The organism is Pseudomonas sp. S3_C06, from assembly GCF_054667675.1.
Genome location: NZ_CP162747.1, coordinates 2,348,886 through 2,375,467 on the forward strand (window position 1 = coordinate 2,348,886; position 26,582 = coordinate 2,375,467).

Genomic DNA, 26,582 nt, shown 5'->3' on the forward strand with positions numbered 1-26,582 from the left:
GGACACTGCAAACTCCCCCGCATACACCAACAAAAAGCCCCGCATCTGCGGGGCTTCGTGTTTTTAAGCGGCGGACTTGGCCTTGATCTTCTTCAGTTCTTCATCGCGCAGCTCACGACGCAGAATCTTGCCGACGTTGGTGGTCGGCAGCGCATCGCGAAACTCCACCGAACGCGGCACCTTGTAGCCCGTGACGTTGGCGCGCATATGGTCCATCACCTGCTCTTTGGTCAGGGTCACACCCGGTTTGGCAACGATGAAAATCTTGATCGCCTCACCCGACTTCTCGTCGGGCACACCAATGGCCGCGCACTGCAACACGCCCGGCAGGGTCGCCAGCACATCTTCCAGTTCGTTCGGATAAACGTTGAAACCGGAGACCAGAATCATGTCTTTCTTGCGATCGACAATGCGCATGTAGCCGTCCGGCTGGATCAGCGCGATATCACCGGTCTTCAGCCAGCCTTCGCTGTCGAGCATTTCATCGGTGGCTTCCTGACGCTGCCAGTAGCCCTTCATCACTTGCGGGCCCTTGACGCACAGTTCGCCGATTTCACCCAGCGGCTGCTCGACACCGGCATCGTCGATGACTTTGCACAGCGTCGATGGCACCGGAATACCGATGGTGCCGATCTGGATGTGCTGGATCGGGTTGACCGTGGCCACCGGGCTGGTTTCGGTCATGCCGTAACCTTCGCAGATGGCGCAACCGGTGACCGCTTTCCAGCGCTCGGCAGCGGCCAGTTGCAGGGCCATGCCGCCGGACAAGGTGACTTTCAGCGCCGAGAAATCCAGCTTGCGGAAACCTTCGTTGTTGCACAGCGCCACGAACAGCGTGTTGAGACCAACAAAACCGCTGAACTTCCACTTCGACAGTTCCTTGACCATCGCCGGCAGGTCGCGCGGGTTGCTGATCAGGATGTTGTGGTTGCCGATCAGCATCATCGCCATGCAATGAAAGGTGAACGCATAGATGTGGTACAGCGGCAGCGGCGTGATCAGGATCTCGCAACCTTCGTTGAGGTTGGAACCCATCAGCGCTTTGCACTGCAGCATGTTGGCGACGAGGTTGCGATGGGTCAGCATCGCGCCCTTGGCCACGCCCGTGGTCCCGCCGGTGTATTGCAGCACCGCCACGTCGCCGCTGTGCGGATTGGCTTCGGCCACCGGCTGGCCCTGGCCCTTGCTCAGCACGTCGTTGAACTTGACGGCTTTGGGCAGGTGATAGGCCGGGACCATTTTCTTCACGTACTTGATGACGCTGTTGATCAGCAGGCGCTTGATCGGCGGCAGCAGGTCGGCGACTTCGGTGACGATAACGTGTTTGACGCTGGTTTTCGGCACTACGGCTTCGGCCAGATGCGCCATGTTCGCCAGGCAAACCAGGGCTTTGGCACCGGAGTCATTGAATTGGTGTTCCATTTCCCGCGCGGTGTACAGCGGGTTGGTGTTGACCACGATCAGCCCGGCGCGAATCGCACCGAAGACGGCCACCGGGTACTGCAGAACGTTGGGCAGTTGCACGGCGATTCGATCACCGGGCTGCAAATCGGTATGCTGTTGCAGATACGCGGCAAACGCACCGGACAATTCGTACAATTCACCGTAGGTGATTGTCTTGCCCAGGTTGCTGAAAGCCGGTTTGTTGGCGAAGCGTTGGCAGGATTGCTTCAACACTGCCTGAATGTTCGGATACTCGTCCGGATTGATGTCGGCAGCAATTCCAGCCGGGTATTTATCCTTCCAAAAGTCTTCGATCATGGAAGCCCACTCCTCAGCAACGCGAATTCTTCACCGCATTTGATGCGATTATTATTGGTGTGTGTTTGGTATTGGTGAATCTGGCTTTTATATAGGCCGAGAAGTCACAAAGCGCGCCGAGAGTAGCAGCTTTGCCAAGGGTCGACTAGAGCCAAAAGCGGCCCCTGCAGTCACTATGATGACTCAAGACTACCTAGCAGTCATTTTAGAGCAAAAATCCTAGAACACCTTTGAAGCCCCGGTTTTTGGGGACCTAAAGCAAAAGATCGCAGCCTTCGGCAACTCCTGCAGGAAATGCATTCCAAGTAGGAGCTGCCGAAGGCTGCGATCTTTGTGTTTTTGACTTTTACGCGATATCGCGCAACTCACGCCGCAGAATTTTCCCGACAGGCGTCATCGGCAATGACTCACGCAATACGATGTGTTTCGGCACCTTATACGCGGTGAAATTCTCTTTGCAGTAGGCCTTGAGCTCTTCAAGGCTGACCCCGGTTTCCCGCGCCACCACGAACAGCTTCACCGCCTCGCCCGAACGCTCGTCCGGCACGCCGATCACCGCGCAGTTGGCGACTTTCGGATGGGCCATCACCACGTCTTCGATTTCATTCGGATAAACGTTGAAACCGGAGACGATGATCATGTCCTTCTTGCGATCGACGATGCGCACGAAACCGTCCGGATCGATCACCGCAATATCGCCGGACTTGAACCAGCCCTCGGCATCCAGCACTTCGGCCGTGGCTTCCGGTTTGTGCCAGTAGCCCTTCATGATCTGCGGGCCCTTGATGCACAACTCGCCACGCTCGCCCATCGGCTGTTCGACACCGTCATCGTTGATGATTTTCAGCAACGTGCCCGGCACCGGCAAGCCGACCGTGCCCAGCCGCGATTGGTCGCCGTACGGGTTGGTGCAGGCCACCGGCGAGGTTTCGGTGAGACCGTAACCTTCAGTGATGCGGCACCCGGTCATCTGCTCCCAACGCTCGGCGGTGGCCTTGACCAGCGCGGTGCCGCCAGAGTTGGTGAGCTTCAGGCTGGAGAAATCGAGGGTCTTGAAATCCGCGTGATCCATCAGCGCCACGAACAACGTGTTCAAGCCCAGCAGCGCCGAGAAGCGCCAGTTTTTGAGCTCCTTGATGAAGCCGGTAATGTCGCGCGGGTTGGTGATCAGCACGTTGTGGTTGCCGGAAACCATCATGCACATGCAGTTCGCGGTGAAGGCATAGATGTGGTACAGCGGCAACGGCGCGATCATCACTTCCTGGCCTTCGCGCAGCAGCGGCTGGCCGTCAGGGCCGAGTTGGGCGAGACAGGCGCGCACTTGTTGCATGTTCGCCACCAGATTGCCGTGAGTGAGCATCGCACCTTTGGCCAGGCCGGTGGTGCCACCGGTGTATTGCAGCACGGCGATGTCGTCGAGGCTGGCTTTCAGCGGCTTGATGCCCAGACCTCGGCCCATGCGCAGTGCGCTTTTGAAGGAGATCGCCTGCGGCAGCGAATACGCCGGGACCATTTTCTTCACTTTGCTGACCACGGTATTCACCAGCCAGCCCTTGGCGGCGGGCATCAGGTCGCCCATCTTCGCTTCGATCAGGTATTGAATGTCGGTGTCGGGCAGCACTTCCTGGACTTTCTGGCCGAACATGTTCAGGTACACCAGCGCCCGCGCGCCGGAATCCTTGAACTGGTGGCGCATCTCCCGCGCGGTGTACAACGGGTTGGTGTTGACCACGATCAACCCGGCGCGCAAGGCACCGAACACGGCTATCGGATAGTGCAGGACATTGGGCATCTGCACCGCGATGCGATCACCCGGCACCAGATCGGTATGCGCTTGCAGGTAACCGGCGAACGCAGCGCTCTGGCGTTCGAGTTCGGCATAAGTCAGGGTGATGCCCATGTTGCTGAATGCCGGGCGGTCGGCGAACTTCTTGCAGGAACGCTCGAATACCTCGATCACCGACTTGAACTCACCCATGTCGATGTCCAGCGGTACGCCGGCCGGGCGTTTGTCGTTCCAGAAATCAGGTTGCATTGTTCTTGTCCTCTTTACCTGAGCCGATCCGGGGCCGCTTTCTGTCATTTCTGAAAAAGCGGAGCTTCACGGACACTAGCAGTTATGGCCATTGAGGCAAATATGGACAAAGCCGTCATTGATCGTGTGAATCTTCCTGCCGTGGCGTGGGCTGATCAGACGCGCTATACAATGTTCCGACTCTGAGCAAAGGAACCGCCATGATCCACGACACCCTATGGCTGGATGCGAGTGACCGCAGCCGCCTCTTCGTTAATCAATGGCTGCCGGCAGCGCCGTTGAAAGCGGTGATCCTGCTGGCCCATGGCATGGCCGAACACAGCGGCCGCTATGCGCGACTGGCCGAAACGTTTTGCGACAAAGGATATGGCGTGTATGCCCCGGATTTGCGCGGACATGGCAAAACCGCCAATTACGGCACCCTTGGCCACTTCGCCGATGACGATGGCTGGTGCAAAGTGCTCGGCGATCTGGCCAGCCTCAATCAACACATCGGCCAGCAACACCCCGGTGTACCGATCATCCTGCTGGGGCACAGCATGGGCAGCTACCTCGCCCAAGGTTATCTGCTGCACCACAGCGCCAGCCTGAACGGGGCGATTCTCAGTGGTTCAAACTTTCAGCCCGTTGCGCTGTACGGCGCCGCGCGGCAGATCGCCCGCCTGGAAAAACTGCGTCAGGGTGGCAAGGGCCGTAGCCCGCTGATCGAATGGCTGTCGTTCGGCTCGTTCAACAACAAATTCAAACCGGCGCGCACAGCGTTCGACTGGCTGAGTCGCGACCCGGCCGAGGTTGACCTGTACGCCAACGATCCACTGTGTGGCTTTCGCTGCACCAATCAACTGTGGATCGACCTGCTCGGCGGCTTGCAGCAGATCAGCAAAGCGTCCAATCTCGCGCAGATCGATCCGGGCTTGCCGCTGCTGGTAATCGGCGGCGAATGTGATCCGGTGAGTGAAGGCAAGCGTCTGACAGATCTGGCCAATGCCTTGCGCACGGCCGGCAGCCAGAACCTGCAACTGCAGATCTACCCGCAGGCGCGGCACGAATTGTTCAACGAAACCAACCGCGATGAAGTGATCGCTGATGTGCTGGCCTGGATCGATCAGGCCTTGAGCCATCCGCGCCCTCATCGCAGCGAGTAATTTTTTGTGGATTCATTGAATCCGTTACAGGAATCGAGACCGATGACCCAGGTTACCAACATCCCTTACGAAGCCCTCGAAGTCGGCCAGACTGCCAGCTACAGCAAGATCGTCGAAGAGCGCGACATCCAACTGTTTGCCGCGATGTCGGGCGACCACAACCCGGTGCACCTGGACGCCGAGTTTGCCGCCGCGAGCATGTTCAAGGAGCGTATCGCTCACGGCATGTTCAGCGGTGCTTTGATCAGTGCAGCGGTGGCCTGTGAACTGCCTGGGCCGGGCACTATTTATATTGGCCAGCAGATGAGTTTTCAGAAACCGGTGAAGATCGGTGACACGCTGACCGTGCGTCTGGAAATTCTCGAGAAACTGCCGAAGTTTCGTGTGCGCATTGCCACTCGTGTGTTCAACCAGCGTGATGAGTTGGTGGTGGATGGCGAGGCGGAGATTCTGGCGCCGCGTAAGCAGCAGACGGTGACGTTGCCGACTTTGCCGGCGATCAGCATTGGCTGATTGATTTGTGGTGTGTCAGTGAGAGCTTTCCCCCTCACCCCAGCCCTCTCCCCCAAGGGGGCGAGGGGGAAGGGAGCCGATCTCCGCTGTTTTCAGGTTTTGAGTTCGACTGGATATTTCAGGTCGATGTAGCTCGAAAAAACACCTCGGTCAGTCCCCTCTCCCTCCGGGAGAGGGCTAGGGTGAGGGGCTCTTGCTTTGGCTTTCCCCAGACATAAAAAAACGCCAGACTCGCTGGCGTTTTTTGTACCCGGCGAACGCTTAAGAGCGAGCGCGAGCCTGGTTACGCAGGGCTTTCACCTGATCGTGGTTACGTTGTACGCCGTGATACTGGCGTTCAACCAGATCACGAATACCCACCAGGTTGTGCTTGCTGATTTTCTCGAGGGCTTCTTTGTAAGCCTTCAATGCGTGGTCTTCACCGCGCTCGGCTTCGTTCAGCACAGCCTCTTCGTCCTTGCCGGTGAACATGGCTTTGACGTCGACCCAGCGACGGTGCAGGTCACCGCTGACGCTGGTGGAAGTTTCCGGATCGCCGCCCAGCTTGCGAACTTCAGCTTGCAGCTCAGCTGCAGCAGTGGCGCAATCGGCAGAACGAGTGACGAACAGGGTTTTCAGTTCTGGATGCTTGATGTCTTCAGCGCAAGTCTTGAACCCTTCCTGACCGTCCTTGCTGGTTTCAATCAGGTCATTGAGTACAGAGATGGCTTCTTTATTCATATCGGTCATTTTTCAATTCCTTGCGATTGGTTGAAGATGCAAGGGATATTGCAGTGTGCGTGCCAGCTTTTTTATTGATAAAAAATCGTTATTTATCAACAAGTTAAATATAAGTGAACTATCTGTATCACGGTTATTTGCATGATCTGTCATTTGGCCTGCATGCAGAATGCCTGTATTTTCCAAGCTGATTTGAAGCCAGACGATCTCACTGATGAATCCCGAAAAACTCGAACTGCTGATAACCCGCGAAATGCCCTTCGGCAAGTACAAGGGCCGGATCATTGCCGACCTGCCGGGGCCGTACCTGAACTGGTTTGCCCGCGAAGGTTTTCCGCACGGCGAACTCGGTGGCTTGCTCGCGCTGATGCAGGAGATCGACCATAACGGCCTCTCGGACCTGCTCGAACCACTGCGCGCCAAACACGGCAAACCTGCCCCGCGCCACTGAAGCGCCCTCCTCTCTCAGAGTCAGCCGACCATGCCCGATAACACCCGCCGCGCCCGTGACGAAGCCTTTTGGCAAACGTTCGCCGACCGTTACGACGTTCAACCCGGCCCCGTGAACCTGGAAAACGGTTACTTCGGGCGCATGTCGCGCACGGTGATCGAGGAGTACCAGCGCAATATCGAGCTGATCAACACCAGCAATTCGGTATACGTGCGCCAGCGTTTCGAGCAGCACGATAACCTCGATATCCGTGCGCAACTGGCCGAGCTGATCGGCGTGCGCGCGCAGAGCGTAGCCTTCACCCGTAACGCCACCGAAGGCCTGCAATCGCTGATCCGCAACTACAACCGCCTGCAACCGGGCGATCAGGTGCTGATCAGTGATCTGGAATACGACACGGTCAAAGGCGCCATGCGCTGGCTGGCCAGACATCGCGGTGCTGAGGTGATCGAGATTGCCCATACGCACCCGGCAAGTTACGACAGTCTGCTGGAGACTTACCGCGAAACGTTCATCGGCCAACCGAAGATCAAGCTGATGGCCCTGACTCACGTCACTCACCGCACCGGCCTGGTCATGCCCGTGCAGGCCATCGCTGCGCTCGCCAAGGAACACGGGGTCGATGTCATCCTCGACGGCGCCCACGCGCTCGGTCAGATCGACTTCAATCTTGAAGCGCTGGGCATTGCCTTCGCCGGCTACAACCTGCACAAGTGGATCGGCGCACCGCTCACCCTCGGCTTCCTGTATATCTCGCCGCAACGCTTGGCCGACATCGATCCGGACATGGGGGAAATGCATTACCCGGTAAATGACATCCGTGCGCGCACCTCCTACAGCACGCCCAACATTCCGGCGCTGATGACCTTGCCGCTGGTGTTCGAAGAGCATCGCTCCCTCGGCGGCGCAGCGGCCAAAGGCGCTCGCGTCAATTATCTGCGCAATCTGTGGGTCAGCTCGGTGCGACACTTGCCGGGTATCGAGGTGATGACGCCAGACGATCCACGGCTGTATTGCGGCATCACATCGCTGCGCTTCACCCGGCACGACGATCAACAGGCGATGGCTGAGCGTCTGCTCAACGACTACAACCTGTTCACCGTGGTGCGCAACGGTGCCGCCAGCGGGCCGAGCATCCGTATCACTCCGGGGCTGACCACCACCGCTGCCGACATGCAGTTGCTGGTGCGCGCGCTGAACGAACTGCGCTAAAACACTGTGATCAGGTATTTGTCGTAGCCCGCCACGCCGATCTGCGATGACACCGCAAAGGTGTCGACGCCGATCGTCAGGCTACCGAAGTAGCCGTCCTCCAGACCTTCCCCGCCAATCGGTCGCAACACCAGCCGCGAGGCATCATCCCCTGCGGCTTCACAGTTACAGGCATTGGGAAGATGCAGCCGTCCTGCCCAGGCCTCCTGATGTGACTGCGGACGTTGATCATCACTGGCGATGCACACGGTCATGGCGATGCATGACGCACCGGCAGACTGCTGATCCGGGTAAATACTGGTAAACCGCACGATGCCTTGGCTGTCGGTCGACTGGGTGCCGCAGAGGCTGTCGGCGCCAATGTTCTGTTCGATCCGAACCTGGGCGTCAACCACTGGTTCACCGGTCATGGCGTCGACCAGGGCCAGACGCAATACCAGTGGCAGGCCTTCGACGCCGCGGCTGATGTTGCGCACCTTTTCTTCGGTTTCGCGCCAATCGATGCTGCCAACGATTGGCGGTTGCCGTTGATGCAAAGGTGGGTGTTTGAAGGCTACAGATTGATGGTCGTCCATGAGGCGTTCTCTCTTCCGTAAGATGAACGCAGATTAGCGCCACGCAAACGCAGTTGTGCGGTAACTATGTATCGCGTGATGTCCTGACACTTTCTTCGAGGCAAAAAAAAACGGTGCACCGACCAAGCGCACCGTAAAGCCGTAGAACACACAACGAAGTGTCTGGTAACAATCAGTCCAGCAGCGCCAACGCCTCGGCGGTGCATTCCTGAATGCGCGCCCAGTCGCCGTTCTTGATCCACTCCGGATCAAGCATCCAGCTACCGCCCACGCACATGACGTTTTTCAGCGCCATGTAGCTCTTGATGTTGGCCGGGCCGACGCCGCCAGTCGGGCAGAATTTCACTTCGCCGAACGGGCCGCCAAGGGCCTTGATTGCCGCCACGCCACCGCTGACTTCAGCCGGGAACAGCTTGAAGCGGCGATAACCCAGACCGTAGCCTTCCATGATGCCGGAAGCGTTGCTGATGCCCGGCAACAGCGGAATCGGGCTGTCGACGCTGGCTTCCAGCAAATCACGGGTGATGCCCGGGGTGACGATGAACTGCGAACCGGCAGCTTCGGCAGCCGCGAGCATGTTGCGATCGAGCACGGTGCCGGCACCGGTCATCAGCTCCGGACGCTGGTCGCGCAGGATCTGAATGGCCTTGAGGCCGAACTGCGAACGCAGGGTCACTTCCAGCGCGGTCAGACCACCGGCGGCCAGAGCGTCGGCCAGCGGCAGCACGTCCTGTTCGCGAGCGATGGTGATCACCGGCAGGATTCGCGCCTTGGCGCAGAGGCTGTCGATCAGGGCAACTTTGTCCGCCATGGAAACGGTCGGGGATGGGGTTGTCATAGCGGCTGTTCCTTGGCTCATGGGCACCAGTAAATCTCTAACGTAGGTTGCAGAAACGCGCGCACCGGCATGGCGGCGACGTCATCGGATGCCAGTGCGGCATTCAGGGTGGTCAGTTTCGACTGACCGGAAATCGACAGAATCTTGTGACGGGCCGAGGCCAGCAGCGCACGGCTCATGGTCAGACGCTGACGCGGCACGCTTGGCGCCAGCATCGGCCAGCAACGGCGTGTGCCATCAGCTTGCAGAGCTTCGGCAAGGTTCGGGCTGTCGGGGAACAGCGACGCGGTGTGGCCGTCATCGCCCATGCCCAGCACCAGCACGTCAATCGGCGGCAATTCGGCGAGCAAGCGGTCAGCCTGTTCAGCAGCCTGCTCTACGTTGGCCGCCGCGCTATACAGGCTGAGGAACTGCGCCTTGGCCGCCGGGCCTTTGAGCAAGTATTGCTTGAGCAAACCGGCATTGCTGTCAGCGTGTTCAACCGGTACCCAGCGCTCGTCGGCGAGGGTCACGACGACCTTCGACCAGTCCAGATCCTGCTTCGCCAGGTGCTGGAAAAACGCCACCGGGCTACGACCGCCCGACACCACCAGCACCGCGTTGCCGCGCGCCGCAATGGCCTCGCTCAATTGCTTCGCGACGTTCAGCGCCAGACCTTCGGCCAACAGCACCGGGCTCTTGAATTCGTGAGCGTTCACGCCCGCAGGCAGTTGCACATCAGATATCGCCATACCACGACCTCCCGTCCCGCGTGATCAATGCAATGGAGCTCATCGGCCCCCACGACCCGGCCGCATACGGCTTGGGCGCGTCACCGGATTTTTTCCACCCGGCGATCAGCTGGTCACACCACTTCCACGCGGCTTCAATTTCATCTTTACGGACAAACAGGTTCTGATTGCCGTTCATCACTTCCAGCAACAACCGCTCGTAGGCATCGGGGATCCGCGCGCTACGCCAGGTGTCGGAGAAATTCAGTTGCAGCGGGCCGCTGCGCAGTTGCATGCCTTTGTCCAGGCCCTGCTCTTTGGTCATCACGCGCAAGGAAATGCCTTCGTCCGGTTGCAGGCGGATGATCAGTTTGTTGCTGATCTGCAAGCGCTGCTCCGGGGCGAAGATGTAGTGCGACGGTTCCTTGAAGTGGATGACGATCTGCGACAGCTTCTGCGGCATGCGCTTGCCGGTACGCAGGTAGAACGGCACGCCGGCCCAGCGCCAGTTGCGGATGTCGGCACGCAGGGCGACGAAGGTTTCGGTGTCGCTCTGGGTATTGGAATTCGGTTCTTCGAGGTAACCCGGTACGGATTTGCCTTCGCTGTGACCGGCGATGTACTGGCCGCGCACCACTTGGGTGGTCAGGCCTTCCGGGCTGATCGGCGCCAGCGCCTTGAGTACTTTTACCTTTTCGTCGCGGATGCTGTCGGCGGACAGATCAGCCGGCGGGTCCATGGCGATCAGGCAGAGCAGCTGCAACAGGTGATTCTGGATCATGTCGCGCAGTTGGCCGGCCTTGTCGAAGTAACCCCAACGGCCTTCGATGCCGACCTTTTCGGCCACGGTGATTTCCACGTGGGAGATGTAATTCTGGTTCCACTGGGTTTCGAACAGGCTGTTGGCGAAACGCAGGGCGATCAGGTTCTGAACGGTTTCTTTGCCCAGGTAATGGTCGATGCGGTAGGTGCGGTTCTCCGGGAAGAACTGCGCTACCGCGTCGTTCACCTTGCGCGACGATTCGAGGTCGGAGCCGATCGGTTTTTCCAGTACCACACGGGTGTTTTCTGCCAGACCGACTTTCGCCAGGTTCTCGCAGATCGCGCCGTACACTGCTGCCGGCGTGGCGAAGTAGGCAATCATGCGCTGCGTGCTGCCGGCCAGTTCGGCCAGCGCCACATAGTCTTCAGCCTTGAGGAAGTCGACGTGCAGGTAGGTCAGGCGTGCGAGAAAACGCTCGGCGACGGCCTCGTCCAGCTCTTTGCCGACGTAGCGGCGCAGTTCGGCGGCGATGAACGCCATGTGCTGCTGCTGGGAACCTTCTTCACGGGCCAGCGCGATGATCCGCGTGTCCTCATGCAGCAGGTCGGCGCCATCGAGGTGATAAAGGGCAGGAAACAGCTTGCGCAGGGCCAGATCGCCAAGCGCGCCGAACAAGGCAAAGGTGCACGGTTCAACCGTAATCGAAGGCATGATGTTTGTTCTTTTATCAAGTTAAGCTACAAATACCTTTTTTCAAGGCATCACTCAAGGGAAAATGTAGTAATAACCACAACATTTTCGCAAAATACAGATTCCGTGTGGTGGTCGGTCGGAGCCATCAGTAGGATAGGCCACCGTTACGGGCCATATCAAAGGCCCAATTTGCATAGCCCGGCGCACCTTTGCGCAGGTGAATTAGGAATTCCATATGGACCGCGTGCGAAATTTACTGGAACAGATCCAGAGTCGCCTTGAAGACCTGAACAAGGCCGAACGCAAAGTCGCCGAGGTGATCCTGCTCAACCCGCAGCAGGCCACCCGCTTCAGCATCGCCGCCCTCGCCCAGGCAGCCTCGGTGAGCGAACCGACGGTGAACCGTTTCTGCCGTTCGTTCGGTGTCAGCGGCTACCCCGAGCTCAAGCTGCAACTGGCGCAGAGCCTGGCCAGTGGCGCGGCGTATGTCAGCCGCGCGGTCGAGGCCGACGACAATCCCGAGGCCTACACGCAGAAGATTTTCGGCAGTGCGATCGCGTCGCTGGACAGCGCTTGCCAGGCGCTCGATCCGAACCTGATCAGCCGCGCCGTCGACCTGTTGATTCAGGCGCGGCAGATCCACTTCTTCGGGCTTGGCGCTTCGGCACCGGTGGCGCTCGATGCGCAGCACAAGTTCTTCCGCTTCAACCTCGCCGTTACCGCGCACGCCGATGTGCTGATGCAGCGGATGATTGCCTCGGTGGCGCACACCGGCGAGTTGTTCGTGATCATTTCCTACACCGGCCGTACCCGTGAGCTGGTGGAAGTGGCGCGTATTGCTCGCGAGAACGGCGCTTCGGTGTTGGGTTTGACAGCGGAGAATTCGCCGCTGGCCAAGGCCAGTACCTTGAGCCTGAACATTCCGCTGCCGGAAGACACCGACATTTATATGCCGATGACTTCGCGGATCATTCAGTTGACCGTGCTGGATGTGTTGGCGACGGGGATGACGCTGCGTCGTGGCGTGGATTTCCAGCCGCATTTGCGCAAGATCAAAGAGAGCTTGAATGCGAGCCGGTATCCGGTTGGAGATGAATTCAACTAAAGATCAAAAGCCCTCACCCCAGCCCTCTCCCGGAGGGAGAGGGGGCCGACCGAGGTGTCTTGCGCGGTACATCGACCTGAAATATCCAGTCGATTATGGATTCAGAACTGCACTTTCACGTCGGCGTAATTCTTCAGCATCCCCCATTCGGTCCCCTCTCCCTCCGGGAGAGGGCTAGGGTGAGGAGCTACGATGTGACTGACACACTCAAGCCGCCGCCCACGCCTGCAAACTCAAATGCGCCTTCTCCCCCGGCGCCAGATGCAGACTGTCCGTCCCGCCCGCCGCCGCTTCCACACAGACAAACTCGGAAATCTCATCCCACGTCACGCCCAACAACGGCCGCGCGCCCGGATGCCAGACCACTGTGTCGGCACTGTCACCGGTATCAATACACAACTCACGCTGCCAGGCGTGATCTTTCAGCTGCAATTCGCCGTCATGCTGGAACACCCGCTGACACCCGCCATCCACCCGCAACTCGCCTTCCTGCTGGCAAGACTGGCGACTCAACTGGTCATAACCCTGCGCCCCTTCGAGCCCAGACAGCGCTATCTCGCCGACATCGCCAATACGCCAGTAAGCGTGCAAAGCCTGGCTCAACTGGCACGGCATGTCGTCCTGATGCTCGGTGCTCAGGCGTAATTCCATGCGTTCACCCAGATGTGCGTGCAGGTCAACCTGCCAGTCGCACAGCTGCAATTGCCAGTGCAGGCGCACGCCATCTTCGGCGCTGCTGCTGTCGAGCAACTTCCAGTCGAGCAAGCGCGCCCAACCATGCGATGGCCAGGCGTTTTCGCTCGGATGACGGCCATACCACGGCCAGCACACCGGCACACCACCGCGAATGGCACCGACATGCGGCCACTTCGCCGCACACCACAACCACGGCTTTTGCCCGCGCGGCTGAAAGTGCAGCAACTGCGCACCCTGACGACTGAACACCGCCTGACACAGCGGATGATCGATCACCAACACGTCGCGCATCTGATAGCGCTCCCAGGCGAACACCGGTTGTTCACGCAGGGATTTGAAGAAGCGTTGTAGCGGATGCTCATGCATTGGCCACGGTTCCGAATTCATCTGTGACGGGCTGCGCCTGCCCCCAAAAAAAAGCGGACAGCCTTGGCTGTCCGCAAATATGCGCACATAGAGAGGAGCTTATCGCAGACGCGTTAGAACGTAGACTGAATTTTCAGGCCAGCGACCAATGCGTTATCGACTTCATCCACACCACCCGGGTGAGTGATGTACTGCAGGTTAGGACGTACGGTCAGCCAGTTGGTGACGTGGAAGCCGTAGTTGATCTCGTAGTTGTATTCGGTTTCACGAATCGGCGAGAACACCGGATTGTCGTAGTCCGACACACCGTTGGAAACGTTCAGCAGCTCGGCGTTTTTCTTCACGTCGTCGTTGACGTGGATACGCGCCGCGCCGATACCGACGTCATCCTTCGGACGCGCGTCAAACGGGCCTTTGTAGACAAACATCACCGACTGGTAGTTGTCGATGAAGTTGGTGTCCTTGTCGTGGAACGTGGCGTTGGCGGCGATGTTCAGACCGCGAGTCGCATCACCGTTATGGCTGGTGAGTTGCTGTTGCGCGACGAACCAGTAACCGCTTTTGCTGTTGTGAGACTTGTAGGCGTCGCCAGTGGTAGCCGCGTCGAAACCGTTGACGTCTTCACGTACGTCATCGGCATCGGCCGTGCTCTTGTAGTAACCGACGCGGTATTCGCCCGGCAGGCTGTTGACCTTCGGCGACCAGACCAGCTCGACCGGCAACACAGTACCTTTGGTGCCGCTGCCGCTGAGCTTGAAGCCGTTGCCGTGTTCCAGCTGCGACGGGTTCTGGTTGTACGCACCGATTTGCGCGTAGAGCTCGTCGTTGATGTTGTACTTCACACGGATCGCGGCCTGGCTGACGGGCCAGTTGTACCAGATGTTGGTCGCCCAGTTACCCACTTGGGAGCCGCAGAACGCGAGGTTCTGGAAGTCGCACGGGAAGGTGTTGAAGTCTTCGCCTTCACCGAAGTAACCGGCCTTGACGTCGAGCTTGTTGTCGAAGAACTGGTGCTGAATCCACAACTGGGTCAGACGCACCATGTGGCCACGACCGTAAACTTCTTGCGAGGAGCTCAAAGTGCCGGCACGCGGATCGCCAACGCGGTCGTTGGAGATGTTGTAGCCGTTACGGTTGGTCAGCTGGATCTTCGCCTGGGTGTTATCCCAGCCCCAGAGCTTTTGCAGATCGAGTGCCACGCCCAGACCGAACTGGTCGCTGTAACGTCCGGTCTTGTCATCGTTGTAGCCGCCGTGCAGATTGGCGCCCATTTCCCCAACGTAGTCAGCCTTGATGTCGATACCCTGCTCGATCAGCTTGGTCCGCTCGCCACCCCAGTCGCCGGTCATCCATTTCGAGTCGGAGCTGAAGGCATCCGCCGCCATGGCGTTACCGGCCAGCACCAATGCCGCCGCAGCTGACACTTGGCAGATCAACCGGGCATTGACGTGTTTCTTTTTCATCCCTACATCCTCGTCTTTATTGTTATTAACTGTTTTTATCTAACGCGGTTTACATAAATTGCGATGGATTACAGGCAATCCACCGCGTGCTCCTTTGTGGGAGCGAGCCTGCTCGCGAATGCGGTGTATCAGGCGACATCAATGCTGGATGTCAGACCGCTTTCGCGAGCAGGCTCGCTCCCACATTTGTTCTTCAGCGGCCTTTGAATTGCGCCACGTTGGCAGACCGCGCATCGGTCTGTGGTTGCCCGGCAGTGCCGAGGCGCTCGCCGGTGTTGGCATCGAACAACAACACTTTCGACGGATCGAATTGCAGCGTCAGGTTCTCGCCCACCTGCGGTGCCACGTCCGGCGCCAGACGGCAGCAGACTTTGGTGTCATTCAGATTGACGAACACCAGGGTGTCCGGGCCAGTCGGCTCGGTGACTTGCACTTCGGCACGAATGCTCGGCAGGCCATTGCCCTCGCCGTTCGCCAGCACGATTTGCTCTGGGCGCAGGCCGAGGATCACTTCGCGATCTTCAAGGCCGGCGTCCTGCATGCTCATCGGCAACTCGCAACGCGCCTGACCGCTGTCGAGCAGCGCCAGCAGACGACCGTCCTTGCGTTGCAGACGCAGCGGGATGAAGTTCATCGGCGGCGAACCGATGAAGCTCGCCACAAAGAGGTTGGCCGGGTCGTTGTAGATCTCTTTTGGCGTGCCGAACTGCTGGATGATGCCGTCCTTCATCACCGCCACCTTGTCGCCCAGGGTCATTGCTTCGATCTGGTCGTGGGTCACGTAGACCGTGGTGGTTTTCAGGCGCTGGTGCATCAGTTTCATTTCAGTGCGCATCTCGACGCGCAGCTTGGCGTCGAGGTTGGACAGCGGTTCGTCGAACAGATAAATCTTTGGTCGACGCGCCAGTGCACGGCCCATCGCCACACGCTGTTGCTGACCACCGGAGAGCTGACCCGGCTTGCGATTGAGCAAGTGTTCGATCTGCAGCAATTTGGCGACGCGAGCGACTTCTTCGTCGATCGCCGACTGCGGCATCTTGCGGATCTTCAAGCCGAACTCGATGTTCTCGCGCACGCTCATAGTCGGGTACAGCGCGTAGGACTGGAACACCATGGCGATGTCGCGATCCTTCGGGCTCATGCCGCTGACGTCCTGATCACCGATCATGATCGCGCCGCCGGTGATGGTTTCCAGACCGGCGATGCAGTTCATCAGAGTCGACTTGCCGCAGCCCGACGGGCCGACGAGGATCAGGAACTCACCGTCCTTGATCGACAGTTCGATGTTCTTCAGGGTGTCCGGCAGGCCGGCACCGTAAGTCTTGTTGACGTTGCGAAGTTCGAGCGTTGCCATGATTACCCCTTGACTGCGCCGGCCGTCAGCCCGCGCACGAAATACTTGCCTGCGACCACATAGACCAGCAGGGTCGGCAGGCCGGCGATCATCGCCGCTGCCATATCAACGTTGTATTCCTTGGCGCCGGTGCTGGTGTTGACCAGGTTGTTCAACGCCACCGTGATCGGTTGCGAATCACCGCTAGAGAACACCACACCGAACAGGAAGTCGTTCCATATCTGAGTGAACTGCCAGATCAGGCAGACCATGATGATCGGCGTCGACATCGGCAGAATGATGCGGCGGAAAATCGTGAAGAAACCCGCGCCGTCGAGGCGTGCGGCTTTCACCAGCGCATCCGGAATGCTCACGTAGTAGTTACGGAAGAACAGCGTGGTGAACGCCAGGCCGTAAACCACGTGGATAAACACCAGACCGGTGGTGGTGCTCGCCAGGCCCATCTTGCCGAGGGTGAACGAGGCCGGCAGCAGCACGGTCTGGAACGGCAGGAAGCAGCCGAATAACAGCAGGCCGAAGAACAACTGCGAACCGCGGAAGCGCCAGAACGACAGCACGTAACCGTTCAACGCACCGATGGCGGTGGAGATAATTACCGCCGGAACGGTGATCTTGATCGAGTTCCAGAAGTAGCCGTCAACCGTGGCCCAGGCCTTGACCCAGCCGATGCCGCTGACCACGGTCGGCCAGCTCAGCAGATTGCCGGTGCTGATGTCTTCCGGGGTCTTGAAGCTGGTCAGCAACATGACCACCAGCGGCACCAGATAAAGCAGTACAGCGATGATCAGCACTGCGTAGATCGCGATGCGACTCAGGCTGATAGCAGGTTTGGCAGCGAGACTAGTCATTGCGCTTGGTCCTCAGCTCGGAATACAGGTAAGGCACGATGATCGCGAGGATCGCACCGAGCATCAGAATCGCACTGGCCGAGCCCATGCCCATCTGGCCGCGACTGAAGGTGAAGGAATACATGAACATCGCGGGCAGGTCGGAGGAATAACCCGGGCCACCGGCAGTCATCGCCGCGACCAGGTCGAAGCTCTTGATCGCGATGTGCGCCAGAATCATCACCGCACTGAAGAACACCGGACGCAGGCTTGGCAGCACCACTTTCCAGTAGATCGTCGGCATGCTCGCGCCGTCGATCTGCGCGGCACGGATGATCGATTGATCAACGCCACGCAGGCCAGCGAGGAACATCGCCATGATGAAGCCCGAGGCTTGCCAGACAGCGGCGATCACCAGGCAATAGACCACGCGATCCGGGTCGATCAGCCAGTCGAGACGGAAGCCTTCCCAGCCCCAGTCACGCAACAATTTGTCCAGGCCCATGCCCGGGTTGAGCAGCCACTTCCACGCGGTACCGGTGACGATCATCGAGAGCGCCATCGGGTACAGGTAAATAGTGCGGATAAAGCCTTCACGACGGATGCGCTGATCGAGGAACACCGCCAGCAACACGCCAATCACCAAGGTGATGCCGATGAACATGCCGCCGAACACCGCGAGGTTTTTGCTCGCGACCCACCAGCGGTCGTTGTCGAACAACCGCGCGTATTGCGCCAGACCGGCCCACTTGTAGTTGGGCAGGAAGGTCGAGGTGGTGAACGACAGCACGAATGTCCACAGGATGTAGCCATAGAAGCCCACCAGCACGATGAACATGCTCGGCGCCAGCACCAGTTTTGGTAGCCAGCGCTGCAATGCATCGAACGGCGAGGCCTTGCTGAACACAGCAACAGAACTCATGGGGAAATCCAGTACAGGGAATAAAAACTACAGTGAGATCCCTTGTGGGAGCGAGCCTGCTCGCGAATGCGGTGTGTCAGTCGACGGATGGAGCAACTGACACAACGCCTTCGCGAGCAGGCTCGCTCCCACAGGAGAAGCCTGTGCTACCGACGCTTATTTGGACGACTTGATCGCAGCACCAAGTTTCTTGGCGGTGTCGGCCGGGTCGGCTTTCGGGTCGTTGATGTAGTTGGTCACGACATCAAAGAACGCGCCTTGCACCGCCAGCGTGGTCGCCATGTTGTGCGCCATGCTTGGTTGCAGGCCACCGGATTTGGCGTCCGCCAGGAAGTCCTTGGCAGCAGTCTGGGCGCAGGAGTCGAAGCCGAGTTTCTCCATGTCGTTCAACATGTCGTTGCGCACCGGGATCGAGCCTTTGTTGATGCTGAAGACTTTCTGGAAGTTTTCACCCAGCACGACTTTGGCGATGTCCTGCTGACCGGCCGCAGTGCCTGCGTCCTTCTGCTTGAACACGGCCAGCGAGTCGATGTTGTAGGTGAACGCTTTGTCGGTGCCCGGGAAGGCTACGCACTCGTAGTCCTTGCCAGCGACTTTCTTGGCCGCGGTCCATTCGGACTTGGCCCAGTCACCCATGATCTGCATGCCGGCCTTGCCGTTGATGACTTTGGCCGCTTCGAGGTTCCAGTCTTGACCTTTGCCGTCGGCGTCCATGTAGGTCGCGACTTTCTTCAGTTCGGTCAGCGCCTTGACCATTTCCGGGCCGGTCAGCGCGGCGTTGTCCAGGTCAACCAGGGCTTTCTTGTAACCATCGACACCCATGACCGAAAGCACCACGGCTTCGAACACGGTGCTGTCCTGCCAAGGCTGACCGCCGTGAGCCAGCGGAATGAAGCCCGCAGCTTTCAGCTTGTCGCCAGCGGCATAGAATTCTTCGAGGGTAGTCGGGTTCTTGGTGATCCCGGCTTTCTTGAACACTTGCGGGTTGATCCACAGCCAGTTCACGCGGTGAATGTTCACCGGCACGGCCACGTAATCACCGTCGTACTTCACGGTATCGGAGACTTTCTTGTCGAGCAGGCTGTCCCACTTTTCCGACTTGGCGACGTCTTTCAGCACGTCGGTGTCGAGCAGGCCAGTGGATGCCCACTCCTGAATGTCCGGGCCTTTGATCTGGGCTACGCCAGGCGGGTTGCCGGCAACGGCACGGCTTTTCAGCACGGTCATGGCAGTCGCACCGCCACCGCCGGCGACAGCGCCGTCTTTCCAGGTGAAACCGTCTTTTTCGACTTGCGCCTTGAGCACATCAACAGCGGCTTTTTCGCCACCGGACGTCCACCAGTGCACGACTTCGACCGAACCTTTGGATTCGGCAGCGGAAACACTGAGAGGCAGAATTGCGAGCGGGAACAGGGAGGCGACAGAAATGACAGTAGCGAGGCGAGAAATCGCATTCATCTGAGATGTACCTTTCTTGTTGTTATGCATTGCAAGTCTGGTGCTTGCGCTGCACAGGAGTTTAAACAGGACGTTTCCCCTCGCAGGTAACGAAGGGACGCGCGAATGTCACCATATGGTTACACAGGACTGCTCTGGGATAACTGTGCCAGCGCAGTCGCCATACTGGGTGACAAGGGTAGACGAGGGATCAGCACCGCCTGCCAGGCGTGATACAGATCGGGTTTGCCCGGCCAGATGTCGGCGCTCGGGATGTTCTGCGGGTTGAGTTCGTGGTGCCAGCTGCCGTCGCAACGGTCGATGAAATTGACTTCGCAAAATTCCCAGAACAGTCGGTACCAGCTTTCGTATTGCGCATCGCCGCTGCGTTTAAGCAAGGCGCTCGCAGCGGCGCTGGCTTCGGCGTGCGTCCAGTGCAAACGATGACGGACCACGGCTTTGTTGTCCCAGTCGAGGGTGTAGACGATGCCCGGCAAACCATCGACGTTCCAGCCGTTGCGGCAGTTGTTCTCGAACAGTTTCTGCGCGTCGGTCGCCAGCCAGCCGGGCGTGAGCATGCCGGCCTGAACCCGCGCGGCTTCGAGGTGCAGCAACAGCCGCGCCCACTCGAAACCGTGGCCCGGTGTGGTGCCGTAAGGGCGGAAACCGTCAGCGGGATTGTCGTGGTTGTATTCACGCAGCGGCTGCCAGTCACGGTCGAAGTGCTCGATGACCATGTAACCGTTGCCGGCAGCGTGACCGTGGATCACCCGCTCGACGATGCGCTGCGCACGCACCAGCCAGCGCGGATCTTCAGTGACATCGGCCAGTGCGAGGAACGCTTCGGTGGCGTGCATGTTGCTGTTGGCGCCGCGATAGGCTTCTTCTTCGCTCCAGTCGCGGTTGAAGAATTCACGCATGGCGCCCTCTTCTTCGCTCCAGAAATAGGTGTCGATGATGTCGATGGCGTCATCCAGCAAGGCTTGCGCGCCGGGACGCTGCGCAACCACCGCAGAGCTGGCCGCCAGTGCGACAAACGCATGCAGGTAGGCGTTCTTGCCGGTGTTGTCGTCGCGGTGTTCGGCGACGGCAAACCAGCCACCGTGCAAGGCATCGCGCAATGGCCCGCGCAGGGCGGCGATGCCGTGATCGACCAGTTCGGCAAAACCCGGCAGGCCCTGAATGTGGGCCATGGCGAAACTGTGGGTCATGCGCGCGGTGTTCATGGTTTCGGCTTGCGCGCTCGCGGGCAGACGGCCGCGTTCGTCGAGGTTGCCGAAACCTTGAGGAAGTTTTGCTGCCTTGGCGAAATCCAGCAGGCGCAGGCCTTCGGCGGCGAGCCATTGCTGGTGGGCAGGGGCGTTCAGCCAACTGCTGAAGCCTGGGCGGAAGAGATCCATGGGTGGCCTTTTTTGTTGTTATGACTGCGGGGAGTCTAAACAACGGGCCGGGGTGGGCTTGTAACGAAGGGGGCGGGGTTTGTCACTAATCGGTGACAAAGAGCGACCCTCACCCCAGCCCTCTCCCGGAGGGAGAGGGGGCCGACCGCGGGGTATTGAAGAGTTACGCCGACCTGAAAGTTTTCCAGCGAATCCATAATCGACACGGTGTTTCAGGTCGATGTATGACGCAAGACAACTCGGTCAGTCCCCTCTCCCTCCGGGAGAGGGCTAGGGTGAGGGGCTCTTTTGATCTAATCCGCCGAACGCGGCAATTGCAGGGTCACCCGCAACCCACCCTCACGCAGATTCTGCAACGTCACTTCCCCACCATGGCTGTGGGCAATATTGCGCGCGATGCCCAACCCCAAGCCATACCCCTGCTGCTGCCCCGCCAGCCTGAAGTGCGGCTCGAACACCTGCTCCAAGCGCTGCTCCGGCACGCCCGGCCCTTCATCATCAACGTGCAACACAAACGCGCTGTCATCGTCATCAATGTGCAGATGCGCGTTCTGCCCATACTTCAACGCATTGTCGATCAGATTGCCGATGCAGCGCTTCAAAGCCAAAGGCTTACCCGGATACGCCGCCAACGCGCGACCATGCTGAGTCACACGACCGTTACCGTTCGGCGCCAGATAGGGCTCGACCAGACAATCCAGCACATGGTTGAGATCCACCGGTTCGATGTTCTCGTGGATGTCGGTGTCTTTCACACACTGCAGCGCACCTTTGACCAGCAGTTCCAGCTCATCCAGATCACGGCCGAACTTGGCTTGCAGCTTTTCGTCTTCGAGCAATTCGACACGCAAACGCAAACGGGTAATCGGCGTGCGCAGATCATGGGAAATCGCGCTGAACAACTGGCTGCGTTCAGTCAGGTAACGGCTGATGCGCTCGCGCATGGTGTTGAACGCACGCCCCACTTCGACCACCTCACTGCCGCCGCCCTCGGCCACCGGCTCGACGTCAGCGCCCAGCGACAAATCACGCGCTGCCCGCGCCAGACGCTTGAGCGGCCGGCTCTGCCAGTGCACCAGCAGACCGATGAACAGCAGCAGGAATCCGCTAGTGAGAACGATGAACCACACCTGTTGCGAGGGCAGGCCTTGCTCTTCAAGACTGGTGTACGGCTCCGGCAACAGTGAGGCGATGTACAGCCATTCGCCCGGGGCCATTTGAATCTGCGTGACCAGCACGGGTGGATTGACCGGCTCCAGGGTCAGCGCGTAATGCGCCCACGAGCGCGGCAGCTCATCGAGTTTCAGCCCGGCGTTGAAGATCCGCAGATCTTCGGGGCTGACAAAGGTCACCGAGATATCGGTGTCATGGCCCAACGTCTGCCGCAGCACTTCGTCGACCGCTTTCATCACCGCCGCTTTACGCGGCGTGACCGGCAGCACATCCATGCCCAGCGGTTTGTCGTTGAGCGTCACGACGAATCGGGTACCACCCATGCTACGCAATTGGTCGAGCACCAGGGGCCGATAAGCCACCGGCAACGAGCGGAAGTAACTGACGCTGGCAGTCATCGAATGGGCGAGGCTGCGGGCGCTGGTGACCAGGCCTTCGAGCTGCGTGGCGCGCAATTGCGAGACCCAGATCACGCTGGACAACGTCTGTGCGAACAACACAGCCAACAGCGTCAGCAGCAACATGCGCCCGAGCAGCGAACGCGGCACCGGGACCTTGGCGGCGAGTTTACGCAGCGAATCAGTGACCATTGCTGGCAACCACATTGGCTGCCAGTTGGTAGCCGCTGCCGCGTACAGTGCGGATCAGTCGTGGCGGTTTCTCGGTGTCGCGCAGACGCTGACGCAAACGGCTGACGGCCATGTCGACGATGCGATCGAGCGGCATCAGGTCGCGGCCCCGGGTGGCGTTGCCGATGGTGTCGCGGTCGAGGATTTCCTGCGGATGATCGAGGAACAGTTTCAGCAGGGCGAAGTCGGCACCGGAAAGAATCACTTCCTCGCCGTCGGTGTGAAACAACCGATGACTGACCATGTCCAGCCGCCACTCGTCGAAGGCCAGCACGTCACTGCCGCTGCGCTCCTGACCGAATTGCGCACGGCGCAGCAATGCCTTGATGCGTGCTTGCAGTTCGCGCGGGCTGAAGGGTTTGCCGAGGTAATCGTCGGCACCGAGTTCGAGACCGATCACGCGGTCGGCTTCGTCGGAACTGGCGGTGAGCATGATGATCGGCACCTGCGCCTGACGCGGATGCTGACGCACCCAACGGCACAGGCTGAAGCCGTCTTCGTCGGGCAGCATGACATCGAGGATCACCAAATCGCTCGGCGCCTCGTTGAGGGCCTGACGGAAACTGGCACCGTCGGCGGTGGCCCGTACCTGAAACCCGGCGCGGGTCAGGTAGGTTTCCAGCAACTCGCGTATTTCCTGGTCGTCATCGACCAACAATATCGACTTGTTGACTGAGCTCACTTCGAAGGCATCCTTGTTGTTGGAATTGGGGCGGATTATGCCTTAAGCACTGATTTTACAAACACCACAAAACAACTGTAGGAGTGAGCCTGCTCGCGATAACGGTTTGTCAGTCAACGAATGTGTTGAATCCAAGACAGCTATCGCGAGCAGGCTCACTCCTACAGTTTGATTGCATTTCAGGTCGGAATTGATTGGTCCAGGGCTACGCCAGCGCCGACAAGGCCGGAATACGGCGCTGTCACCAGCCACACCGGAATGCCTTTGAAGTAATCGCTCATGCACCCTTTGTCAGCGAAGCTGCGGGCGAAACCGCTTTCGAGGAAGAAATCGGCAAACCGTGGAATCACACCGCCGACGATGTAAACCCCACCCCGTCCGCCCGTAGTCAGCACGTTATTGCCGGCCACACGGCCGAGCCAGCAGCAGAACTGCTCGAGCACTTCCAGCGCGATCGGATCGCCCGCCAGACCAGCCGCCGTAATCGCTTCCGGCGTATCGAGTGTCGGCTCATGCCCATCGACTGCGCAGATCGCCCGATAAACCCGTGGCAAGCCACCACCGCTCAACGCGGTTTCCGCGCTGACATGGCCAATCTCGTTGTGGATGTGCTGCCACAACTGGGTTTCACGCGGGCTGCTCAGCGGCAGATCAACGTGACCGCCCTCGCCCGGCAACGCCGCGAAACGGCCTGCACCGAGGTCGAGCAAGGTGCCGACGCCCAGGCCAGTGCCCGGGCCGATCACCACCGCCGGACGCAACGGCTCCGGCGTGCCCTCGCAGACCACACGAAATTCGCCCGGCTGCAAACGGGTCATGCCCAGCGCCATCGCCGAGAAGTCGTTGACCAGCAACAACTGCTCGACCTGCAAGGTTTTGCAGAACGCGCTGCGACTCAGGCGCCAGTGGTTGTTGGTGAATTTGAACTCATCACCACTGACCGGGCCGGCCACTGACAGGCACACCGAACCAATCGAACCCGGCGCCAGACCGAGCCCGCTCAGGTACAGGCTGATCGCCTCTTCCGGGCTGGCGTGGTCGGCCGTGGCCAGCACCTGAACCGATTGCAGTTGCTGGTTTTTCCACAACGCAAACCGCGCGTTGGTGCCTCCGATGTCACCGACCAAAGCCAGTTTCAATTAAGCGTCTCCAGGGCAGAAGTGAAGGCGCTGGCGCCCTGCTCCGCCGAGCTGAAGGCCAAACGCATAAAGCCAAACAGTTCGCGACCGCTGCCAATGTTGTTGCCCAACAGGCCTTTGGCGGGTTCGCGCGCTGCAAATTCTGCGGCGTCGACCTTGAGTTCCAAAGTACCTTTGACGCCATCGACGCGGATGATATCGCCCTCTTGCACGCGTGCCAAAGCGCCACCGACATAAGCTTCGGGGCTGACGTGAATCGCCGCCGGGATTTTCCCCGAGGCGCCGGACATACGCCCGTCAGTCACCAGCGCGACTTTGAAGCCGCGATCCTGCAGCACGCCGAGGAACGGCGTCATCTTGTGCAACTCGGGCATGCCGTTGGAGCGCGGGCCCTGGAAGCGCATCACTGCGACGAAATCTTTTTCCAGCAAACCGGCCTTGAACGCGTCGGCCAGGTCCTGCTGATCCTGGAACACCATCGCTGGTGCTTCGACGATCTGGTTTTCCAGAGCGACGGCAGACACCTTCATCACACCGCGACCGAGGTTGCCTTCCATCACGCGCAAACCGCCTTCCTGCGAGAACGCACGGGCGACCGGGCGCAGAATGTTTTCGTCGAGGCTGTCGACCGGGCCTTCACGCCAGACCAGTTCACCGTTATCAAGGAACGGCTCTTTGGTGTATTTGCTCAAGCCGTGGCCGAGCACAGTGTTGACGTCTTCGTGCAGCAGGCCGGCGCCGAGCAGTTCGCGAATGAGGAACGACATGCCGCCCGCTGCCTGGAAGTGGTTGATGTCGGCTTTGCCGTTCGGGTAGACGTGGCTCAGGGTCGGCACGACTTCGGAGAGGTCGGCCATGTCCTGCCAGGTCAGTTGAATGCCCGCCGCCATGGCGATGGCCGGCATGTGCAGGGTGTGGTTGGTCGAACCGCCGGTGGCGTGCAGCGCGACGATCGAGTTGACCAGCGACTTCTCGTCGACGATTTCACCGATCGGCATGAAGTTGCCGTTCTGCTTGGTCAGGCGCGTCACTTGATGTGCGGCTTCACGGGTCAGCGCATCACGCAGCGGCGTGTTCGGGTTGACGAAAGAGGCACCCGGCAAGTGCAGGCCCATGACTTCCATCAGCAACTGGTTGGTGTTGGCGGTGCCGTAGAAGGTGCAGGTGCCCGGGCTGTGGTAGGACTTCATCTCCGATTCCAGCAGCTCTTCGCGGGTCGCTTTGCCTTCGGCGTACTTCTGGCGCACGTCGGCTTTTTCCTTGTTGGAAATCCCCGAGACCATCGGCCCGCCCGGGACGAAAATCGTCGGCAGATGACCGAAGCGCAGCGAGCCCATCATCAGGCCCGGAACGATCTTGTCGCAGATGCCGAGCATCAGTGCGCCGTCGAACATGTTGTGCGACAACGCCACAGCGGTCGACATGGCGATCACTTCGCGGCTCGGCAGGCTCAGTTCCATGCCCGGCTCGCCTTGGGTGACACCGTCGCACATCGCCGGAGTGCCGCCAGCGAATTGGCCAACCGAGCCGATTTCGCGCAGGGCGTTCTTGATCTGTTCCGGGAACACTTCATACGGCTGATGCGCCGAGAGCATGTCGTTATACGAAGAAACAATGGCGATGTTCGCCGAGTTCATCATCCGCAGGCTGTGCTTGTCTTCGCTGCCGCAACCGGCCACGCCATGGGCGAAGTTGGCGCATTGCAGCTTGCCGCGCATCGGCCCGTCAGTGGCGGCGCCGCGAATCAGTGCAAGGTAAGCCTGACGCGTGGCGCGGCTGCGGGCGATAAGCCGTTCGGTGACCTCAAGAACGCGGGGATGCATGTGTAGAACTCCAGGCTAACGGATGTGGCGACCTGATTGTCTATGCTGATCAAACGCCGTTGTTGTTGGAATGACAGACGGCTTTTTTGACCATTCGGACCAGTTGATTCAGGTCACTCGTTGTAGATAAAACAAAATATTGCCACTAAA

General features: G+C 59.5%; 23 protein-coding genes. 5 read left to right on the forward strand and 18 right to left on the reverse strand.

The window, feature by feature from the left end:
- Window positions 1-63: 63 nt before the first annotated feature.
- Window positions 64-1,761, reverse strand: coding sequence for a long-chain-fatty-acid--CoA ligase FadD1 (gene fadD1, locus AB4N44_RS10320; protein WP_460109012.1), 1,698 nt, complete (start codon window positions 1,759-1,761; stop codon window positions 64-66).
- 346 nt (window positions 1,762-2,107) lie between these two features.
- Window positions 2,108-3,796, reverse strand: coding sequence for a long-chain-fatty-acid--CoA ligase FadD2 (gene fadD2, locus AB4N44_RS10325; RefSeq protein WP_460109010.1), 1,689 nt, complete (start codon window positions 3,794-3,796; stop codon window positions 2,108-2,110).
- Between the two features lie 200 nt (window positions 3,797-3,996).
- On the opposite strand from fadD2, the gene AB4N44_RS10330 reads away from it, so the two are divergent.
- Window positions 3,997-4,941 carry an alpha/beta hydrolase gene (locus tag AB4N44_RS10330; RefSeq protein WP_460158211.1) on the forward strand — a complete coding sequence of 315 codons (945 nt, stop codon included), beginning with the start codon at window positions 3,997-3,999 and terminating at the stop codon, window positions 4,939-4,941.
- A 42-nt stretch (window positions 4,942-4,983) separates the two neighbouring features.
- Entirely contained in the window at window positions 4,984-5,454 is a 471-nt protein-coding gene (locus AB4N44_RS10335; RefSeq protein WP_460109009.1) for a MaoC family dehydratase, read from the forward strand.
- Between the two features lie 261 nt (window positions 5,455-5,715).
- Here the strand turns inward: AB4N44_RS10335 and AB4N44_RS10340 are convergent, their stop codons facing one another.
- Window positions 5,716-6,183, reverse strand: coding sequence for a ferritin-like domain-containing protein (locus tag AB4N44_RS10340; RefSeq protein ID WP_016983691.1), 468 nt, complete (start codon window positions 6,181-6,183; stop codon window positions 5,716-5,718).
- Window positions 6,184-6,388: 205 nt separating this feature from the next.
- Between AB4N44_RS10340 and AB4N44_RS10345 the strand changes: the two genes are divergently transcribed.
- Both AB4N44_RS10345 and AB4N44_RS10350 read left to right on the forward strand, forming a co-directional pair.
- Window positions 6,389-6,625 carry a DUF3820 family protein gene (locus tag AB4N44_RS10345; protein ID WP_003227425.1) on the forward strand — a complete coding sequence of 79 codons (237 nt, stop codon included), beginning with the start codon at window positions 6,389-6,391 and terminating at the stop codon, window positions 6,623-6,625.
- A 30-nt stretch (window positions 6,626-6,655) separates the two neighbouring features.
- Window positions 6,656-7,837, forward strand: a complete 1,182-nt coding sequence (locus AB4N44_RS10350; protein WP_127929488.1) for an aminotransferase class V-fold PLP-dependent enzyme — start codon at window positions 6,656-6,658, stop codon at window positions 7,835-7,837.
- On the opposite strand, the gene AB4N44_RS10355 is transcribed toward AB4N44_RS10350, so the two are convergent.
- The 4 genes from AB4N44_RS10355 to zwf all read right to left on the reverse strand — a co-directional run bounded on the left by AB4N44_RS10355 (window position 7,834) and on the right by zwf (window position 11,434).
- Window positions 7,834-8,412 (reverse strand): peptidase associated/transthyretin-like domain-containing protein, encoded by a 579-nt coding sequence (locus tag AB4N44_RS10355; RefSeq protein ID WP_127929489.1) that lies wholly within the window; start codon window positions 8,410-8,412, stop codon window positions 7,834-7,836. The genes AB4N44_RS10350 and AB4N44_RS10355 overlap by 4 nt on opposite strands.
- Before the next feature lie 172 nt (window positions 8,413-8,584).
- Window positions 8,585-9,250 (reverse strand): bifunctional 4-hydroxy-2-oxoglutarate aldolase/2-dehydro-3-deoxy-phosphogluconate aldolase, encoded by a 666-nt coding sequence (locus AB4N44_RS10360; protein WP_008082815.1) that lies wholly within the window; start codon window positions 9,248-9,250, stop codon window positions 8,585-8,587.
- Window positions 9,251-9,267: 17 nt separating this feature from the next.
- A complete protein-coding gene (gene pgl / locus AB4N44_RS10365; RefSeq protein ID WP_127929490.1) occupies window positions 9,268-9,981 on the reverse strand; it encodes a 6-phosphogluconolactonase in 714 nt (237 codons plus the stop codon).
- Complete coding sequence (gene zwf, locus AB4N44_RS10370) at window positions 9,968-11,434, reverse strand: glucose-6-phosphate dehydrogenase (RefSeq protein ID WP_160041539.1); 1,467 nt, start codon at window positions 11,432-11,434, stop codon at window positions 9,968-9,970. Before zwf ends, pgl begins: the two co-directional genes overlap by 14 nt.
- Before the next feature lie 226 nt (window positions 11,435-11,660).
- Between zwf and AB4N44_RS10375 the strand changes: the two genes are divergently transcribed.
- Window positions 11,661-12,521, forward strand: a complete 861-nt coding sequence (locus tag AB4N44_RS10375) for a MurR/RpiR family transcriptional regulator (protein WP_171057240.1) — start codon at window positions 11,661-11,663, stop codon at window positions 12,519-12,521.
- A 207-nt stretch (window positions 12,522-12,728) separates the two neighbouring features.
- Here AB4N44_RS10375 and AB4N44_RS10380 read toward each other — a convergent pair whose 3' ends face one another.
- The 11 genes from AB4N44_RS10380 to edd all read right to left on the reverse strand — a co-directional run bounded on the left by AB4N44_RS10380 (window position 12,729) and on the right by edd (window position 26,432).
- A complete protein-coding gene (locus AB4N44_RS10380; RefSeq protein WP_150730543.1) occupies window positions 12,729-13,583 on the reverse strand; it encodes a D-hexose-6-phosphate mutarotase in 855 nt (284 codons plus the stop codon).
- A gap of 113 nt (window positions 13,584-13,696) precedes the next feature.
- Window positions 13,697-15,046, reverse strand: a complete 1,350-nt coding sequence (locus AB4N44_RS10385) for a carbohydrate porin (protein WP_122606625.1) — start codon at window positions 15,044-15,046, stop codon at window positions 13,697-13,699.
- A gap of 193 nt (window positions 15,047-15,239) precedes the next feature.
- Window positions 15,240-16,400, reverse strand: a complete 1,161-nt coding sequence (locus AB4N44_RS10390) for an ABC transporter ATP-binding protein (protein WP_038369188.1) — start codon at window positions 16,398-16,400, stop codon at window positions 15,240-15,242.
- 2 nt (window positions 16,401-16,402) lie between these two features.
- Entirely contained in the window at window positions 16,403-17,248 is an 846-nt protein-coding gene (locus tag AB4N44_RS10395) for a carbohydrate ABC transporter permease (protein WP_093430462.1), read from the reverse strand.
- A complete protein-coding gene (locus AB4N44_RS10400) occupies window positions 17,241-18,149 on the reverse strand; it encodes a carbohydrate ABC transporter permease (protein WP_007917874.1) in 909 nt (302 codons plus the stop codon). The genes AB4N44_RS10395 and AB4N44_RS10400 overlap by 8 nt, the downstream gene beginning before the upstream one ends.
- Window positions 18,150-18,305: 156 nt before the next feature.
- Window positions 18,306-19,607, reverse strand: coding sequence for an ABC transporter substrate-binding protein (locus tag AB4N44_RS10405; RefSeq protein WP_127929495.1), 1,302 nt, complete (start codon window positions 19,605-19,607; stop codon window positions 18,306-18,308).
- A 119-nt stretch (window positions 19,608-19,726) separates the two neighbouring features.
- Window positions 19,727-20,986: a D-mannose isomerase gene (locus tag AB4N44_RS10410; RefSeq protein ID WP_460109005.1), complete on the reverse strand. Its 1,260-nt coding sequence runs from the start codon at window positions 20,984-20,986 to the stop codon at window positions 19,727-19,729.
- A gap of 293 nt (window positions 20,987-21,279) precedes the next feature.
- Complete coding sequence (locus tag AB4N44_RS10415; RefSeq protein ID WP_095121285.1) at window positions 21,280-22,749, reverse strand: ATP-binding protein; 1,470 nt, start codon at window positions 22,747-22,749, stop codon at window positions 21,280-21,282.
- Entirely contained in the window at window positions 22,739-23,470 is a 732-nt protein-coding gene (locus AB4N44_RS10420; protein WP_102900192.1) for a response regulator, read from the reverse strand. The genes AB4N44_RS10415 and AB4N44_RS10420 overlap by 11 nt, the downstream gene beginning before the upstream one ends.
- 179 nt (window positions 23,471-23,649) lie before the next feature.
- Window positions 23,650-24,609 carry a glucokinase gene (locus AB4N44_RS10425; protein WP_460109003.1) on the reverse strand — a complete coding sequence of 320 codons (960 nt, stop codon included), beginning with the start codon at window positions 24,607-24,609 and terminating at the stop codon, window positions 23,650-23,652.
- Window positions 24,606-26,432, reverse strand: coding sequence for a phosphogluconate dehydratase (gene edd / locus AB4N44_RS10430; protein ID WP_137218817.1), 1,827 nt, complete (start codon window positions 26,430-26,432; stop codon window positions 24,606-24,608). The genes AB4N44_RS10425 and edd overlap by 4 nt, the downstream gene beginning before the upstream one ends.
- Between the last annotated feature and the right edge of the window lie 150 nt (window positions 26,433-26,582).